We start from the raw sequence: 14,099 nt of genomic DNA, 5'->3' as shown, positions 1-14,099 counted from the left end.
CGCGTTCGACGTGGGCCCCCTTCGGGCTGCCCGCTGGCCCCCGGCGTCTCGTTCGCAACAGTCGTGGCGTCGCCCTTCAGGCGAGCGAGTAGTGCGGCGTGGCGTCCGATGATCTCGTCCGCGAGGCCGCCGAAGTCGGTGGCGTCCCGCCGTGCCGGGTCGTCGCCGGGTGGGAGCGTCACAGCTCGTCGGCGGGGTGTGGGGCGACCATGCCCTGCTTCGTGCGGGCCGCGCACAGCTCGGCCAGCCGCTCGTAGGCGGCAGCGCCGATCAGCGCGCTCAGCTCCGGGGCGTACGACAGGTACATCGGCTCGGTGCCGACGTGCGCGTCCGTCGAGGAGGTGCACCACCAGTCGAGGTCGTGCCCGCCGGCACCCCAACCACGCCGATCGAACTCGGACAGGGTGGAGACCAGCACCTTGGAGTTGTCCGGACGCTTGACCCAGTCCTGATCGCGGCGGATCGGCAACTGCCAGCAGACGTCCGGCTTGTATTCCAGCGGGTGCACCCCGTCGCGCAATGCCTGGGCGTGCAGAGCGCAGCCGCCCCCGCCGGCGAAGTCGGCGTCGTTGAGGAACACGCACGGACCGTCGGGGCCCTGGGTGGCGGTGCGGCGGGCCGGGTTCTTGCCGTCGATGGTGTCCTCGGCGGTCCAGTTCTTGAAGCCGCGCTGGAAGTGCTGCCACGTCGATGGGGTGAGCCGCTTGACGGCGTTGCGAACCCGCTTCTCGTCGTCCGAGTCGGTGAAGAACGCCCCGTGCGAGCAACAACCGTCGGCAGCGCGGCCGGCGATGATGCCGTGGCAACCCTTACCGAAGATGCAGGTCCAGCGGGACAGCAGCCAGGTCAGGTCGGCGCGGATCAGGTGTGTCTCGTCGGCCGGATCGGTGAACTCGATCCACTCCCGGGGAAAGTCCAGTGGCACCTCGCGACTGCGCGGATCGCCCGGGTCGTCCACCAGCACACGGAGCTCCATCGTCACCCGGCCCAGCGTACGCGCGGTGACGTCCGCAGGCCGGCGAGCCGCGCAAACGTGTTGCACCTATGGTTCTCATCATGCGACTGGGTGTCCTCGACGTCGGATCCAACACCGTGCACCTCCTGGTGGTGGACGCGCACCACGGCGCGCACCCGTGGCCGGCGCACTCCGAGAAGGTGGTGCTCCGGCTGGCCGAGCAGATCGGCCCCGACGGCGCGTTGACCGAGGCAGGTGCGGACGGCCTGGTCAAGGCCGTGGGCATGGCCAAGGCGGCGGCCACCGGCCTGGCGGCCGACGACCTGATCGCGTTCGCCACGTCCGCGGTGCGTGATGCCACAAACGCGGCCGAGGTGCTGGCCCGGGTCCGGGACGAGACCGGCGTACAGCTGGTGGTGCTCTCCGGGGCGGACGAGGCGCGGTCGACGTTCCTGGCGGTGCGGCGGTGGTTCGGCTGGTCGGCGGGGCGGCTGCTGGTGCTGGACATCGGCGGTGGCTCGCTGGAGATCGCCGCCGGCATCGACGAGGACCCGGACGTCGCGGTCTCGCTGCCGCTCGGGGCCGGTCGGCTGACCCGGGAAAGGCTGCGGGTCGACCCGGGCAGCGCGGCCCCGCCGTCGGCGGAAACCATCGAGAAGCTCCGGGAGTACGTGGACGGGCGGCTGGACAAGATCGTCGACCAGATGACCGAGGTGGGTTGGGATCGGGCGGTCGCCACCTCGAAGACGTTCCGCACCCTGGCCCGACTGGCCGGCGCCGCGCCCTCCGGTGCCGGGCTCTGGGCACGGCGCAGCCTGACTCGGGCGGGTCTGCGGCAGGTCATCGGGTTCATCCGGCACATCCCGCCGGCCCAGTTGATGGAGTTGGAGGGGGTCAGCGCCGGCCGGGCACACCAGTTGCTGGCCGGCGCCGTGGTCGCCGAGGCGGCGATGCGCCGGCTGGATCTGGGCTCACTGGACATCTGCCCGTGGGCGCTGCGCGAGGGCGTCATCCTCCGCCGACTCGATCAACTCGAACCGATCTGACCGTGCGGCCGGTTTCGGCCTGTTTGCTGGCACTCGTCACGATGGCGCCGGCGCTGCCGGGCTACGCTGGCTGACGTGACTTCCCGCGTTCCCGTGCTCCTGTCCAGCTCGTCGGTCTTTCCCGAGCCGACCGCGGCGGCGTTCCAACTGGCCGCGGCGCTCGGCTACGACGGGGTCGAGGTGATGGTCTGGACCGACGTGGTCAGCCAGGACGCGGGCGCGCTGCGTGGGCTGTCGGCGCACTACGGGGTGCCGGTGCTGTCCGTGCACGCGCCCTGCCTGCTGGTGACCCAGCGGGTGTGGAGCCCGGACCCGTGGGAGCGGCTGCGCAGGGCCGCCGAGCTGGCCGAGACGCTGGAGGCGCCGACCGTCGTCGTGCACCCGCCGTTCAGCTGGCAACGCGACTACGCGCGCAACTTCGCCGAGGGGCTGGCCACTGTCGCGGACCGGTTCAGCGGGCTGCGGTTCGCCGTGGAGAACATGTACCCGGTGCGGATGGCGGGTCGACAGTTCGTCCCGTACGTGCCGGGGTGGGATCCCACCGACACCGGCTACCCGTCGTACACCCTGGATCTGTCGCACTGCGCGGCCTCGCACAGCGACCCGCTGGAGATGGCCGACCGGATGGGCGCCGGGCTGGCGCACGTGCACCTCGGTGACGGCACCGGCGAGGGCCGCGACGAGCACCTGGTGCCCGGGCGCGGCACCCAGCCCTGCGGGGAGCTGCTCTCCTCGCTGGCTGGGCGTGGCTTCACCGGGGCGGTGGCGGTGGAGGTCGCCACCCGGGGCGCGAAGAGCCGCGCGGTGCGCGAGGCCGACCTGCGCGCCGCGCTGGAGTTTGCCCGTCAGCACCTGACCGCGCCGTCCCCGGTCGACGCCTGACCCGTCCGCCCCGCGACGGGGCGGTGGCCGGGGTCAGCTCACCGGCGAGAGCGAGTCGGCAACCGCGGTCGGCTGCGCGGCGACAGTCACCTGCTCACCGACGGCCGCCCGCTTGCGGGCCCGGTGTGCCGCCACGTGCGAGCGGGTGGCACAGCGCTCCGAGCAGAACCGCCGGCAGCAGTTGGACGACGTGTCCAGGTAGACGTTGCCGCACCGCTCGTCGGCGCAGACCCCGAACCGGGCACTGCCGTACTCGCAGAGCCAGACCGACAGCCCCCAGACCGCGCCGGCCAGGTATTCGGCGCTGACCGAGGCACCCCGGCTGGTCACGTGCATGTGCCAGTCGCTGGAGTCGTGCCCGGAGATGCGCGGCTGCACCGGAAACGCCTCCAGCAGCGCGTTCAGCTCGGTGACCGCCTGGCCGTCGCGCCCGGAGGTGCCGTACTCGAAGACGTCGCGCAACCGTTTCTGGGCCCGCCGGAAGATCGCGATGTCCCGGTCCGCGACCTCGTCGCGCATCCAGGCGTTGTCGTCGGGGAAGAGGGCCCGCAGGTCGTCGAGGTCGTCCAGGCGGGCGTTGACCAGGTCAACGCCGGTCCGGGCGTACGCGTCGAAGTTCACACCCCAACGGTAGACGACTCACGGGGTGCGCGGCGCGTCGATGTAGTGCGGCAGGAAACGCGCGTAACCGTCGGTGATCAGACTGGCGCTCTCCCGCACTCCCACGCCGGCTGACTCGCCGTCGACGATCCAGCTCCCCAGCACCATCCGGTTGCCGGCGAACTGCGGCAACGCCCGGAACTCCTGGTAGCACCAGCCCTCGTCGCCGTAGATCCCCGGGTTGGTGATCTCCTGCTCGGCGGTGACGATGCGTACCGAACCGCCCTCCCGGCCGAGCAGCGGCTTGGCCACGTACTCCGTCATGCCGCGGGGCGAGTCGAGGTACGCCGGGAGCAGGTACTCGTGGTCGGGGTACAGCTCCCACAGGACGGCGAGCAGCGCCTTGTTGGACAGCAGCAGCTTCCAGGCCGGCTCGATCCAGGTGGTCGGGGTGCCCGGGGCCAGGGCCGGCGGCCCGTACGGCTCGGCCAACATCCACTCCCACGGGTAAAGCTTGAAACAGGTGGTCACCGGGCGGTCGACGGCGTCGAGGAAGCGCCGGCCGTCCCAGCCGATCTTCTGGATGGGCTGCAACGCGACGTCCAGGCCGGCCTGTCGGGCGGTCTCGGCCAGGTAACCGGCGGTCATGTGGTCCTCGCCGGACTCCTCCTCGTTCGACCAGAGCACGTGCACAAGTGGGTCGTGCAGCCCGGCCGCGATCTTGGCCCAGGCGCCGACCAGCCGCTCGTGCAGGCTGTTCCACTGGTCCAGCTCGGGCCGGGTCTGCTCCAGCCAGTACCACTGGATGATGCTCGCCTCGACCAGGGCGGTCGGGGTGTCCGCGTTGTACTCCAGCATCTTCGGCGGCCACGAGCCGTCGTACGCCAGGTCGAAGCGCCCGTAGAGGGTGGGTGGCGTCTCCCGCAGCGACCGGGCCACCGCCTCGGCCGCCCAGTCCGGGATGCCGAACTCGGCGTAGCGGCGCTGTGCCACCACGTGCTCGGCGGCGGCCACCGACATCCGGTGCAGCTCCTCGGTGGCCTCCTCCAGCCGCAACACCTCGTCGAGGTCGAAGGCGTACGCCCCGGTCTCGTCCCAGTACGACATGATCTCGCCGTCGGGCAGCTCGGTGTCGACGTAGACGAGCCCCTGCTCCCGGATGGTGGTGTCCCAGTCGGGTCGGGGCTCGACCGTCTCGCGGCGCACCTCAGCCGCCGCAGGAGGCGAGGTGGGTGCCGAACCCGCCGCGGTCGGGCAGCGCGGCAGTGGTCGGCTCCGGGGCGGCGCGGCCGGCGGCCGGGTCGGGGACCCGCATCGCCAGCGCGACGGTGTCGCCGCCGCCGACCGGCCCGAGGGCACAGTCGTCGTCATCGTCGTCGTCCGAGGTCATGTTGCAGCCGGAGAGGGCGAGCGCGAGAGCGGTGAGCGCGCCGAGCTGCACGGAGGCCGACCGTAGCCGGCGGCGGGGGCGTGGGTCCACGGCATCGTTGTAGCCGATGGGCGCCACCGCCGCCGCCCCGCCCCCGCCGGGAGGCGGGCCTCCCCGCCCCTCGGCGGGCCCCCTGGCAGGGGCGATACGCTCGGTTCATGCTCCGTTCCGTCATCCTCGCCGCCTCCCGGTCAACCCAGGTCGAGCGGCTCGTCGCGACCGCCCCGTACACCCGGGACGTCGTTCGCCGGTTCGTCGCCGGCGCCACCACCGACGACGCGTTGCGCGCGACCCGCGGGCTCGTCGACGACGGTCTCGCGGTCACCCTCGACCACCTCGGTGAGGACACCGTCACCCCCGAACAGGCCGTCGCCACCCGCGACGAATACCTGAGGCTGCTGAAGATGCTCGGTGCCGCCGGGCTCACCCCGGCCGCCGAGGTGAGCGTGAAGCTCTCCGCCCTCGGGCAGATGTTCGACGAGCAGTTGGCGTACGACAACGCGCGGGCGATCTGCACGGCGGCCGACGCGGCGGGCGCCACTGTCACCCTGGACATGGAGGACCACACCACCACCGACTCGACGCTCGAGGTGCTGGGCAAGCTGCGCAAGGACTTCCCGTCGACCGGCGCGGTGCTCCAGGCGTACCTGCGCCGGACCGAGTCGGACTGCCGGGAGCTGTCCTCGGCCGGGTCGCGGGTGCGGCTGTGCAAGGGCGCGTACAAGGAGCCGGAGTCGGTGGCGTACCAGTCGGCCCGCGAGGTGGACAAGTCGTACGTGCGCTGCATGAACATCCTGATGTCCGGCGACGGCTACCCGATGCTGGCCACCCACGACCCCCGGATGATCGCGATCGGCGAGGACCGGGCCCGCTGGTTCGACCGGGGGCCGGAGCGCTTCGAGTTCCAGATGCTCTACGGCATCCGCCCGGAGGAGCAGGCCCGCCTGGCCGCCGAGGGTTACACAGTGCGCACCTACGTCCCGTACGGCGACGAGTGGTACGGCTACCTGATGCGCCGGCTCGCCGAGCGCCCGGCCAACCTGGTCTTCTTCGGCCGCGCCCTGATCTCCAAGAAGTAGCCTCTCCGGCTCGGCCGACGGGCCGGCGGCGACCTTTCCGGGGGCACCGCCGGCCCGGGGGCGGCCTCGTCCCATCCACCGGATGGTCGTACCCTTCGGCGGGTGACTGACGGGGTGCGGCAGCCGGCACCACGGCGGCTCTGGCCGCTGTGGACGGTGCTCGTGGTGGTCCTCCTGCTGCTGGGCTGCGGCCTGCCGGCGTTGCTCGTCGCCGGCGTGATCCGGGAGAACGGCGCCCGGTCCACCATCAGTCGGGCCGGTGCCTCGACGGCCGACGATCCGGCCACCGCAATGGCCCGAGAGCTGGCCGACCGGATGACCGCCCAGCTCGACCGGCAGTCCACGGCGCTGCTCGGCGGCGACAGTGCTGGTTTCCTCGCCGTCGCCGAGCCCGCCGCGCACACCGATCTGCGCCGACGCTTCGCCGCGCTACGCGGGCTCAAGGTGACAGTCTGGCGGGCCGAGCCGAGTGGCCTGCCCGCGCCGATCGTCGGCAAGCCGGGGGAGTGGCGGCTCCTGGTGCGCTTCCAGTACTGCTTCGTCGCACCGAACTGCCGCCCGAGCCCGGTGCTGATCGGCACCCGCTGGCGGGAGAACGGCGACCAGCCCCGGCTGATCGCCATGGAGGAGTCCAAGTCGGTGGAGACCGGCACCCGACCGTGGGAGGTCAGTGACCTGGTCGTGTCCGTCGGCGCGCGAACCATCGTCGCCACCACCCGGCCGCTGCGCGGCAAACTGCCCGGCCTGCTCGCCCAGGCCGAGGCGGCGGCCAAGGTCGCCGACGGATACGTGGTCGCCGGGTCGTCGCCACCGGACCGCTACCGGATCTTCTACGCCGGCCGCGCCGAGTGGAAGCACTGGTACGGCGGCGACCGACCGGAGTGGACCGGCGGTTACGCGGTGACAGTGGGGGGCGGCCACCACGAGGTGGTGCTCAACGCCGACGGGCTTCCCAGCAGCGGCACCGACGATCTCCTCCGGCACGAGCTGACCCACGCGGCCTCACTGCCCGAGCGCGGCTACCCGGGCAAGACCACCTGGTGGCTGGTGGAAGGGCTGGCCGAGTTCGCCGGCACCGGCGGCCAGGCGGTCGACAGGTACGAGGGGCTCGCCGAGGTGCGCAAACTGGTCAAGGCCAAGTGGGACGGTCAGTTGTCCGGTGTGAACCCGGCCGACGACGCCTCCGCCGAGCAGGTCGGCGGCAGCTACGGCGTCGGCTACCTGGCCGTCCGGCACCTCGTCGACAGGTACGGGCCACAGCGGCTACTCACCTTCTTCAAGGCCGTGGTGCACGAGCGCAAGACCCTTGAGGCGGCCGCCGAGGAGGCGTTCGGCGAGAAGTGGTCGACGCTGCACGACGAGTGCGTCGCGTACGTGCGCGCCGCCGCCGCCTGACGGGTCCGCGGACGGCGTGGCGGCCCGCCGTACCATCGATGGGTGCACCGCCCTCAGTCACCTCGGCCGGGCCGCACCATCCGGCCTCGCCTGCTCGTCGCCCTGACCGCCGTCGCCGTTCTGATCACCACCACCGCCGCGTCCTGCGGCGACGAAGACCCCGACCTGGCGCTCGCCTCGGCTGCCCGCAACCAGGTCAGCGAGGTGATCGACGCCCCGGCGACGGTGACCGCCCGGGCCGCCGCCACGCTCACCGCTCCCGCCGACGGCACTCTGGCCAGCCTGCGTGTCCAGCCTGGGCAGCGGGTCAGACGTGGTCAGATCCTCGCCGTGGTCGACTCGCCCTCGGCCCAGCAGCGGCTGCGTCAGGCGAAGGAGGCGCTGACCGCCGCGAAGCGCGCCGGTCGGGGTGTCTCCACTGGTGACCTGACCAGCAGTCGACGCGGTACCGACAAGGCTGCCGACGAGGCGTTCGACGCCGGCCGCAAGGCCGCCGAGAAGATCGCCGACCCGCAGTTGCGGGACGCTCTGCTGACCCAGGTGACCTCCGCGCAGCGGCAGTACTCCGCCGCCGCGCGCAGCGCCGACCAGGCCGTCCGCGCGGTGCAGCGGGGGATCAACGGGCTGAGCTCCGCCGTCGGCGCGCTGTCCGCGGCGCAACGGCTCCAGGCCCAGCAGGCGTACGACCTGGCGAAGGCGGCGGTCGACGCGCTGACCCTGCGCGCCCCGATCGCCGGTGTCGTGCAGCCGGGTGGCACCCGGGCCGGCGGCGGCTCGACCGGCGGCCTCGCCGGGCTGTTGGAGCAGGCCGGTGGCGCCCAGGCGGCCGGCATCGACCCGTCAGTGCTGACGCCCGGCCAGGGCGGGCCGCCCGCCGGGGTGGACGACGCGGTCACGGTCGGCGCCCAGGTCACCGCCGGCACACCGGTGCTGACCGTGGTGGACACCGGGCAGTTGGGCCTGCTCGCCGAGGTGGACGAGACAGATGTGCTGCTGGTGCGGGCCGGCGTGACCGCCACCGTCGAGTTGGACGCCGTCAGCGGCGCCAGCTACGAGGCGACGGTCCGCTCGGTGGACGTGCTGCCCACCAACTCCGCCCAGGGCGGGGTGAGCTACCGGGTGCGCCTCGCGCTCGGCGCCGGGAAGTTGGCCGAGGACGAGCCGGCACCGAGCCCCCGGCCGGGCATGAACGCGATAGTGCACCTACGGGTACGCGAGGCCGCCGACGCGGTGACCGTACCCGCCTCGGCGGTGTTCTCCGCCGACGGCCGCGACGCGGTCTGGGTGGTCCGCGACGGCAGGGCCGACCGGGCGGCGGTCACCGTGGGCGTCCAGGGGTCGGACCTGGTGCAGATCCTCAACGGCGTGCAGCCCGGCGACCGGATCGTGGTGCGCGGCACCGACCAGGTGCGCGACGGCCAGGAGGTGCGGTGACCGGCGCCCCGCCGGCGATCGAGGCGGTGGAGGTCTCCCGGACGTACCAACTCGACGGGGTGTCCGTCGAGGCGTTGCGCGGGGTGTCGCTTGTCGTGCAACCGGGGGACTACGTGGCCCTGGTCGGCCCGTCCGGCTCGGGCAAGTCGACACTCATGCACCTCCTCGGTGGGTTGGACCGGCCGACCGGTGGCCGGTTGGTGATCGGCGGACGGGACGTCAACACCCTCGCCCCGCCGGACATGGCCGCCCTGCGCAACGAGACGATCGGCTTCGTCTTCCAGGCGTTCCACCTGTTGCCGCGTACCTCGGCAGTGGAGAACGTGGCCCTGCCGCTTGTCTACCGGGGTGTGCCGGCACGCCAGCGTCGGGCGCGGGCGGCGGCGATGCTCGGCCGCGTCGGCCTCGGGCACCGCCTGGACCACCGGCCCAACCAGATGTCCGGCGGTGAGCAGCAACGGGTGGCGATCGCCCGCGCGCTGGTCACCGAGCCGACGGTGCTGCTGGCCGACGAACCAACCGGCAACCTGGACAGCGTTACCGGCGCGGCGGTGTTGGAGCTGTTGGAGCAGTTGAACGTGGAGTCCGGGGTGGCGCTGGTGATGGTCACCCACGACCAGGAGGTGGCGGCCCGAGCTCAACGCCGGATCACGATGCGCGACGGGGTGGTCGTCGCGGACAGCGCCACCCCTCATGATCGACCGCTGTCCGTCGATCCCGGTCGACCTGCGACACTTGTCTCCGCTCCCAGCGCGGAGCCCCGGTCCGCGTCCGGAAGCGGCCCGGGGCACCCGTCCGGTGGCTCCGGTGGCGCCGCCGGAGCCACCGGGCGCCTTCCGCGCGACGTGGCCCCGGGTGAGGCTGTTCCGCGCGATGCTGTTCCGCGCGATGCCGCTTCCGGTGCGGTCGAGGTCGAGCGGCCGGGAGGCGCGGCGTGAGGGTCGCCGAGGCGTGGCGGGTCGCGCTGGACGCCCTGCGGGCCAACCGGCTGCGCAGCGCGCTGACAATGCTCGGGGTGATCATCGGGGTCGCCTCGGTGGTCCTGCTGGTGGCCATCGGCACCGGCACCAAGCAGAAGGTCGAACAGCAGGTCGAGGGCCTCGGCTCCAACCTGCTGCTTGTCGTCCCCGGCCGGATCGAGGTGGGCAACGCGCCGGTGGTGTCGCCGCTGACCCTCAAGGACGTCGACGCCGTCAGCCGGGTGGTCGGCGACCCCGACCTGGTGGCGGTCACCGTCGCCTCCGGAGCGACGGCGCGAGCCGGCGCCCGCTCCGACTTCACCACGGTCCAGGGGGTGCTGGAGACCACCCCGACGGTGTTCACACGGTCGTTGGCCCGCGGCCGCTACCTCAGCGGCACCGACGTGGACACCAGCCGACGGGTGGCGGTGCTCGGTGACTCGGTGGCCAGCACGCTCTTCCCCGACCGGGACCCGCTCGGCCAGCAGGTGACGCTGGCCGGGGTGCGGTTCCGGGTGATCGGCATCTTCGCGCCCCTCGGGCAGAGCCTCGGCGTCGACCGGGACGACGAGGTGCACGTACCGGTGACCGCCGCGCAGCGGCTCTGGGGCACCCAGCGGGTGGACGGCATCGCCGTGAAGGCCCCGGACCGGGAACGGATCGACGAGCTGGGCGAGCGGATCGTCGCCGAGCTCAACCGCCGGCACCCGGACACCGAGTTCAGCGCGGTCACCCAGCAGCAGATCCTCGGCGTTCTCGGCGACATCCTCGGCGTCCTCACCGGTGTGCTGGCGGCCATCGCCGGCATCTCCCTGCTCGTCGGCGGGGTCGGCGTCTCCAACATCATGCTGGTCAGCGTTCGCGAGAGGACCCGGGAGATCGGGCTGCGCAAGGCCGTCGGAGCCCGCCCGCGCGACATCGGCGTGCAGTTCCTGTTGGAGGCGGTGCTGCTCACCACGATCGGTGGGCTGGCCGGGATGGCGCTGGGCGTGGGCACCGCCCTGCTGATCGACGCGCTGTCGCCGATCCCCGCCGCGATCACCTGGTGGTCGTTGGCGCTCGCCTTCGGGGTGTCCGCGGTGGTGGGCATCGTCTTCGGAGTCGTCCCCGCGCAGCGCGCCGGCCGACTCGACCCGGTGGTCGCGCTCCGCGCCGAGTAAGCAGCGTCGGGGGCAGCCGGGCGTCGGTGCCGATCCGGACGGCGGGCACGGGCGGGGCGATTTCGGGAGCGTGAATCGGGTGAACGGCGAGGATAAACATGATCAGTTGTACGAAGGGATCGCGCCGGTCACAGCCGCCCCGCTACCGTACTGGTAACACGCGCGTCGCCGCCCGACCCGGAGCATCCGTCGGGTTGGCACGCGCCGGGCATGGGATGGGTTGGTGAGCCATGGCCGGGTCACAGTCCGACGGGCGGCTGTCGGAGGTCAGGTTCCTGACCGTCGCGGAGGTGGCGACGGTGATGCGGGTGTCGAAGATGACTGTCTATCGCCTGGTGCACAGCGGTGAGCTCACCGCCGTCCGGGTCGGCCGGTCATTCCGGGTGCCCGAGCATGCGGTGCACGAATATCTCCGGGGCGCTTTCCAAGAGACCGCCTGAGCCACCGCTCCGCCCTCCCGGTGCCGCCCTAACCGGCATCGACGGGGGCGCGTTGGTCCGGCTGAGGCCCTGCGGCTACCCTGGACCCCGACCGAGACCCCACCGGGGTGTCCTGCCGCCCAGACTGGTCCGGTCCGTTGTCCGCAAGCGGTCGCCGTCGCCACCTGCGTGGTGTCATCCGGTCCGCCCCGCACGTTGTATCGAAAGGCTGTCGTATGGGCTCGGTGGTCAAGAAGCGCCGTAAGCGCATGGCTAAGAAGAAGCACCGCAAGCTGCTGCGCAAGACCCGCGTCCAGCGTCGCCGTCTCGGCAAGTGATCGCCGCCGGGCGCTGAGCCCGGTGTCACTTGCCAAACTGTCGACCCCCGGAGGCTCAGGTGATCAGGCCGTGGTCGTCCCGGCTCGGTCCTTCCTGCCGGGGTAGGTGCGTCAGATGACCCCCGGTGGCACCTCAGGTGCTCCGGGGGTCGTCCTCGTCACCGGAGTGGGTCGTTACCTGGGTGCCCACGTGGCGGCCCGACTGGCCGCCGACCCGCGGATCGAACGGGTCATCGGTGTCGACGCCCCGGACTCCGGCACCGAGTTCACCGATCTCCTGGACCGGGTCGAACGCCTCCGCGTCGACACCGGTTCGCTCGGTGACCTCCTCGCCGACCTGGACGTCGATGCCGTAGTGCACCTCGCCCTGGTCAGTTCCCCCGATCCGCAGCACGGCGGCCGGTCCGCGATGAAGGACCAGAACGTCATCGGCAGCATGCAGATGCTCGCTGCCTGCCAACGGGCACCCCGGCTGCGCAAGCTGGTGGTCCGCTCGTCGACCGCCGCGTACGGGGTGTCGTTCCGGGACCCGGCGGTCTTCACCGAGGAGACCGAGCCCCGCGAGGTGCCGCGTGGCGGTTTCGGCCGCGACATCCTCGACCTTGAGGGGTACGTCCGTGGCTTCCGCCGCCGCCGGTCCGACGTCACAGCGACGGTGCTGCGCTTCGCCCCGTTCATCGGGTCGACCGCCGACACCACGCTGACCCGCTACTTCGCGCAGCCGTTCGTGCCGACCGTCTTCGGCCGCGACCCTCGTCTACAGTTCCTGCACTTCGACGACGCGTTGGAGGTGCTGCACCTGTCGATCGTGGAGGACCACCCCGGCACCTACAACGTCGCCGGTCCGGGGGTGCTGTCGCTGTCCCAGGCGATCCGGAGGGCCGGTCGGGTCGCCGTGCCGGTGTTGGAGCCTGGTCTCTCCGGGGCCGCCGCGTTGGCCCGCACGATGGGCTTCGGCCGCTACGGCCTGGACCAGGTCGACCTCTTCGTGCACGGCCGGGTGGTCGACACCAGCCGGCTGGAGCAGGAGTACGGTTTCACGCCCCGCTCCACCGCCGCGGCGTTCGACGACTTCATTCGCGCCCACCACGGTGGGGTGGTGGTCACGCGGGCGCAGTTGGCCGCCGCCGAGCAACTCGTCCTGGACGGCATCCGGCAGGTCCGGTCCGTGGTCCGGGAGCGGTCGTCATGACCGGGTCGGGGGAATTGTGACCGGGCCGGGGGAGGGGCGCGACCCGCAGGGGGTCGGGCGTTTCGACGTACCGCAGCAGCCGCCGGTGGTGGACGTGGAGCCGGCGCGGCGTAACGGACACCGACCGGCTGCCCAGGTCGCGCCGACGCCGACGCCGGCCGACGAGGTCGACACCGCGGCCACCGACGAGCCCGCCGACGCGGCCCCGGGCGGCCGGGTCGGCACGCCGGGTGGCACCGGGCCGGCGGTGCCGGACCGACCGGGGGACCACTGGGACCGCAAGGTCGCGAACGGCCTGGCCTTTCTGCGTCGGCGTCTCTCCGGCGACTACGAGGTCGACGAGTTCGGGTTCGACTCGGAGTTGACCGACGCGGTCTTCCACCCCCTGCTGCGGCTGCTCTACCGGGACTGGTTCCGCACCGAGGTCAGCGGCCTCGAACATGTGCCAGTCGACGGGCCGGCCCTGGTGGTCGGCAACCACTCGGGGACTGTGGCGCTGGACGCGTTGATCCTCTCGGCGGCGCTGCACGACAAGCACCCCGCCCACCGGTATCTTCGGTTGCTCGGCGCCGACCTGGTCTTCCGGATGCCTGTGGTGTCCGAGATCGCCCGTAAGACCGGCGGCACTGTGGCCTGCAACCCGGACGCCGAGCGGCTGCTCGGCGGCGGCGACCTGGTCGGGGTGTTCCCCGAGGGGTTCAAGGGCATCGGCAAGCTCTACGCCGACAGGTACAAGCTGCAACGGTTCGGGCGGGGTGGCTTCGTGTCGGCGGCGCTGCGCACCGGCACCCCGATCGTGCCGGTCGCGATTGTCGGCGGCGAGGAGATCTACCCGATGCTCGCCGACATCAAGCCGCTGGCGCGACTGCTCAAGTTGCCCTACTTCCCGGTCACCCCGACCTTCCCGTGGCTCGGGCCGCTGGGGATGGTGCCGCTGCCCAGCAAGTGGCTCATCGAGTTCTGTCCGCCGATCCCCACCACGCACCTGACCGACTCGGCGGACGACCCGCTCGTGGTCTTCAACCTCGCCGACCAGGTGCGGGAGACGATCCAGCAGACAGTGCACACGCTGCTGGAGCGGCGGCCCGACCCGTTCGGCCCATAACGCGTCCTAGGTGTGCTGTCCAGGGACGTTGGTCAACCTGGTGATCGGTGGTAGGCCGCCAGTGGCGGTGTGGGGTCGGTGGTGATTGTAGTGATGTAGGAAGGCC

General features: G+C 72.2%; 15 protein-coding genes. 11 read left to right on the top strand and 4 right to left on the bottom strand.

The genetic code is table 11. The annotated features are described in order from the left end of the window. Positions 1–178 precede the first annotated feature (178 nt). Positions 179–976, bottom strand: a complete 798-nt coding sequence (locus tag AB0A95_RS27590) for a hypothetical protein (protein ID WP_357558695.1) — start codon at positions 974–976, stop codon at positions 179–181. Between the two features lie 80 nt (positions 977–1,056). Between AB0A95_RS27590 and AB0A95_RS27585 the strand changes: the two genes are divergently transcribed. Together AB0A95_RS27585 and AB0A95_RS27580 are read left to right on the top strand one after the other, a co-directional pair. After that, positions 1,057–2,001 (top strand): Ppx/GppA phosphatase family protein, encoded by a 945-nt coding sequence (locus AB0A95_RS27585; protein ID WP_357558646.1) that lies wholly within the window; start codon positions 1,057–1,059, stop codon positions 1,999–2,001. 75 nt (positions 2,002–2,076) lie between these two features. Continuing rightward, entirely contained in the window at positions 2,077–2,883 is an 807-nt protein-coding gene (locus tag AB0A95_RS27580) for a sugar phosphate isomerase/epimerase (protein WP_357558645.1), read from the top strand. A 33-nt stretch (positions 2,884–2,916) separates the two neighbouring features. Here AB0A95_RS27580 and AB0A95_RS27575 read toward each other — a convergent pair whose 3' ends face one another. From AB0A95_RS27575 to AB0A95_RS27565, 3 genes are read right to left on the bottom strand one after another with little or no spacing between them, the layout of a single operon-like run. Continuing rightward, positions 2,917–3,504, bottom strand: a complete 588-nt coding sequence (locus AB0A95_RS27575; RefSeq protein WP_357558644.1) for a CGNR zinc finger domain-containing protein — start codon at positions 3,502–3,504, stop codon at positions 2,917–2,919. 18 nt (positions 3,505–3,522) lie between these two features. After that, entirely contained in the window at positions 3,523–4,689 is a 1,167-nt protein-coding gene (locus tag AB0A95_RS27570; protein ID WP_357558643.1) for a glutathionylspermidine synthase family protein, read from the bottom strand. Between the two features lies 1 nt (position 4,690). Further along, complete coding sequence (locus tag AB0A95_RS27565; protein WP_357068307.1) at positions 4,691–4,963, bottom strand: hypothetical protein; 273 nt, start codon at positions 4,961–4,963, stop codon at positions 4,691–4,693. Between the two features lie 107 nt (positions 4,964–5,070). Between AB0A95_RS27565 and AB0A95_RS27560 the strand changes: the two genes are divergently transcribed. From AB0A95_RS27560 to AB0A95_RS27520, 9 genes are all read left to right on the top strand, one after another. Then, positions 5,071–5,991, top strand: a complete 921-nt coding sequence (locus tag AB0A95_RS27560; protein ID WP_357558642.1) for a proline dehydrogenase family protein — start codon at positions 5,071–5,073, stop codon at positions 5,989–5,991. Positions 5,992–6,093: 102 nt separating this feature from the next. Continuing rightward, entirely contained in the window at positions 6,094–7,386 is a 1,293-nt protein-coding gene (locus AB0A95_RS27555) for a hypothetical protein (RefSeq protein ID WP_357558641.1), read from the top strand. A gap of 42 nt (positions 7,387–7,428) precedes the next feature. Next, entirely contained in the window at positions 7,429–8,820 is a 1,392-nt protein-coding gene (locus AB0A95_RS27550) for an efflux RND transporter periplasmic adaptor subunit (protein WP_357558640.1), read from the top strand. After that, the gene (locus tag AB0A95_RS27545) at positions 8,817–9,758 is read left to right on the top strand and encodes an ABC transporter ATP-binding protein (protein ID WP_357558639.1); all 942 of its coding nucleotides are present in this window, start codon (positions 8,817–8,819) and stop codon (positions 9,756–9,758) included. The genes AB0A95_RS27550 and AB0A95_RS27545 overlap by 4 nt, the downstream gene beginning before the upstream one ends. After that, complete coding sequence (locus tag AB0A95_RS27540; RefSeq protein ID WP_357558638.1) at positions 9,755–10,939, top strand: ABC transporter permease; 1,185 nt, start codon at positions 9,755–9,757, stop codon at positions 10,937–10,939. The genes AB0A95_RS27545 and AB0A95_RS27540 overlap by 4 nt, the downstream gene beginning before the upstream one ends. 230 nt (positions 10,940–11,169) lie before the next feature. Continuing rightward, a complete protein-coding gene (locus AB0A95_RS27535) occupies positions 11,170–11,379 on the top strand; it encodes a helix-turn-helix domain-containing protein (RefSeq protein WP_110563213.1) in 210 nt (69 codons plus the stop codon). 215 nt (positions 11,380–11,594) lie between these two features. Further along, positions 11,595–11,696 carry an AURKAIP1/COX24 domain-containing protein gene (locus tag AB0A95_RS27530; protein WP_007465623.1) on the top strand — a complete coding sequence of 34 codons (102 nt, stop codon included), beginning with the start codon at positions 11,595–11,597 and terminating at the stop codon, positions 11,694–11,696. A gap of 115 nt (positions 11,697–11,811) precedes the next feature. Beyond that, complete coding sequence (locus AB0A95_RS27525; protein WP_357558637.1) at positions 11,812–12,888, top strand: NAD-dependent epimerase/dehydratase family protein; 1,077 nt, start codon at positions 11,812–11,814, stop codon at positions 12,886–12,888. A 247-nt stretch (positions 12,889–13,135) separates the two neighbouring features. Continuing rightward, positions 13,136–13,993 (top strand): lysophospholipid acyltransferase family protein, encoded by an 858-nt coding sequence (locus tag AB0A95_RS27520; protein WP_357558694.1) that lies wholly within the window; start codon positions 13,136–13,138, stop codon positions 13,991–13,993. Positions 13,994–14,099: the final 106 nt, after the last annotated feature.

The sequence above is a fragment of the Micromonospora sp. NPDC049230 genome (assembly GCF_040647875.1).
Classification (GTDB): Bacteria; Actinomycetota; Actinomycetes; order Mycobacteriales; family Micromonosporaceae; genus Micromonospora.
Note: the sequence above shows the minus strand (reverse complement) of the source record. Positions and strands in the feature narration are given on the sequence as shown.

Bases quoted from the DNA above. Each gene is read 5' to 3' on its own strand.
- AB0A95_RS27560 (WP_357558642.1), top strand. From the start codon at position 5,071: ATGCTCCGTTCCGTCATCCTCGCCGCCTCCCGGTCAACCCAGGTCGAG.
- AB0A95_RS27530 (WP_007465623.1), top strand. From the start codon at position 11,595: ATGGGCTCGGTGGTCAAGAAGCGCCGTAAGCGCATGGCTAAGAAGAAG.
- AB0A95_RS27590 (WP_357558695.1), bottom strand. From the start codon at position 976: ATGGAGCTCCGTGTGCTGGTGGACGACCCGGGCGATCCGCGCAGTCGC.
- AB0A95_RS27585 (WP_357558646.1), top strand. From the start codon at position 1,057: ATGCGACTGGGTGTCCTCGACGTCGGATCCAACACCGTGCACCTCCTG.
- AB0A95_RS27535 (WP_110563213.1), top strand. From the start codon at position 11,170: ATGGCCGGGTCACAGTCCGACGGGCGGCTGTCGGAGGTCAGGTTCCTG.
- AB0A95_RS27525 (WP_357558637.1), top strand. From the start codon at position 11,812: ATGACCCCCGGTGGCACCTCAGGTGCTCCGGGGGTCGTCCTCGTCACC.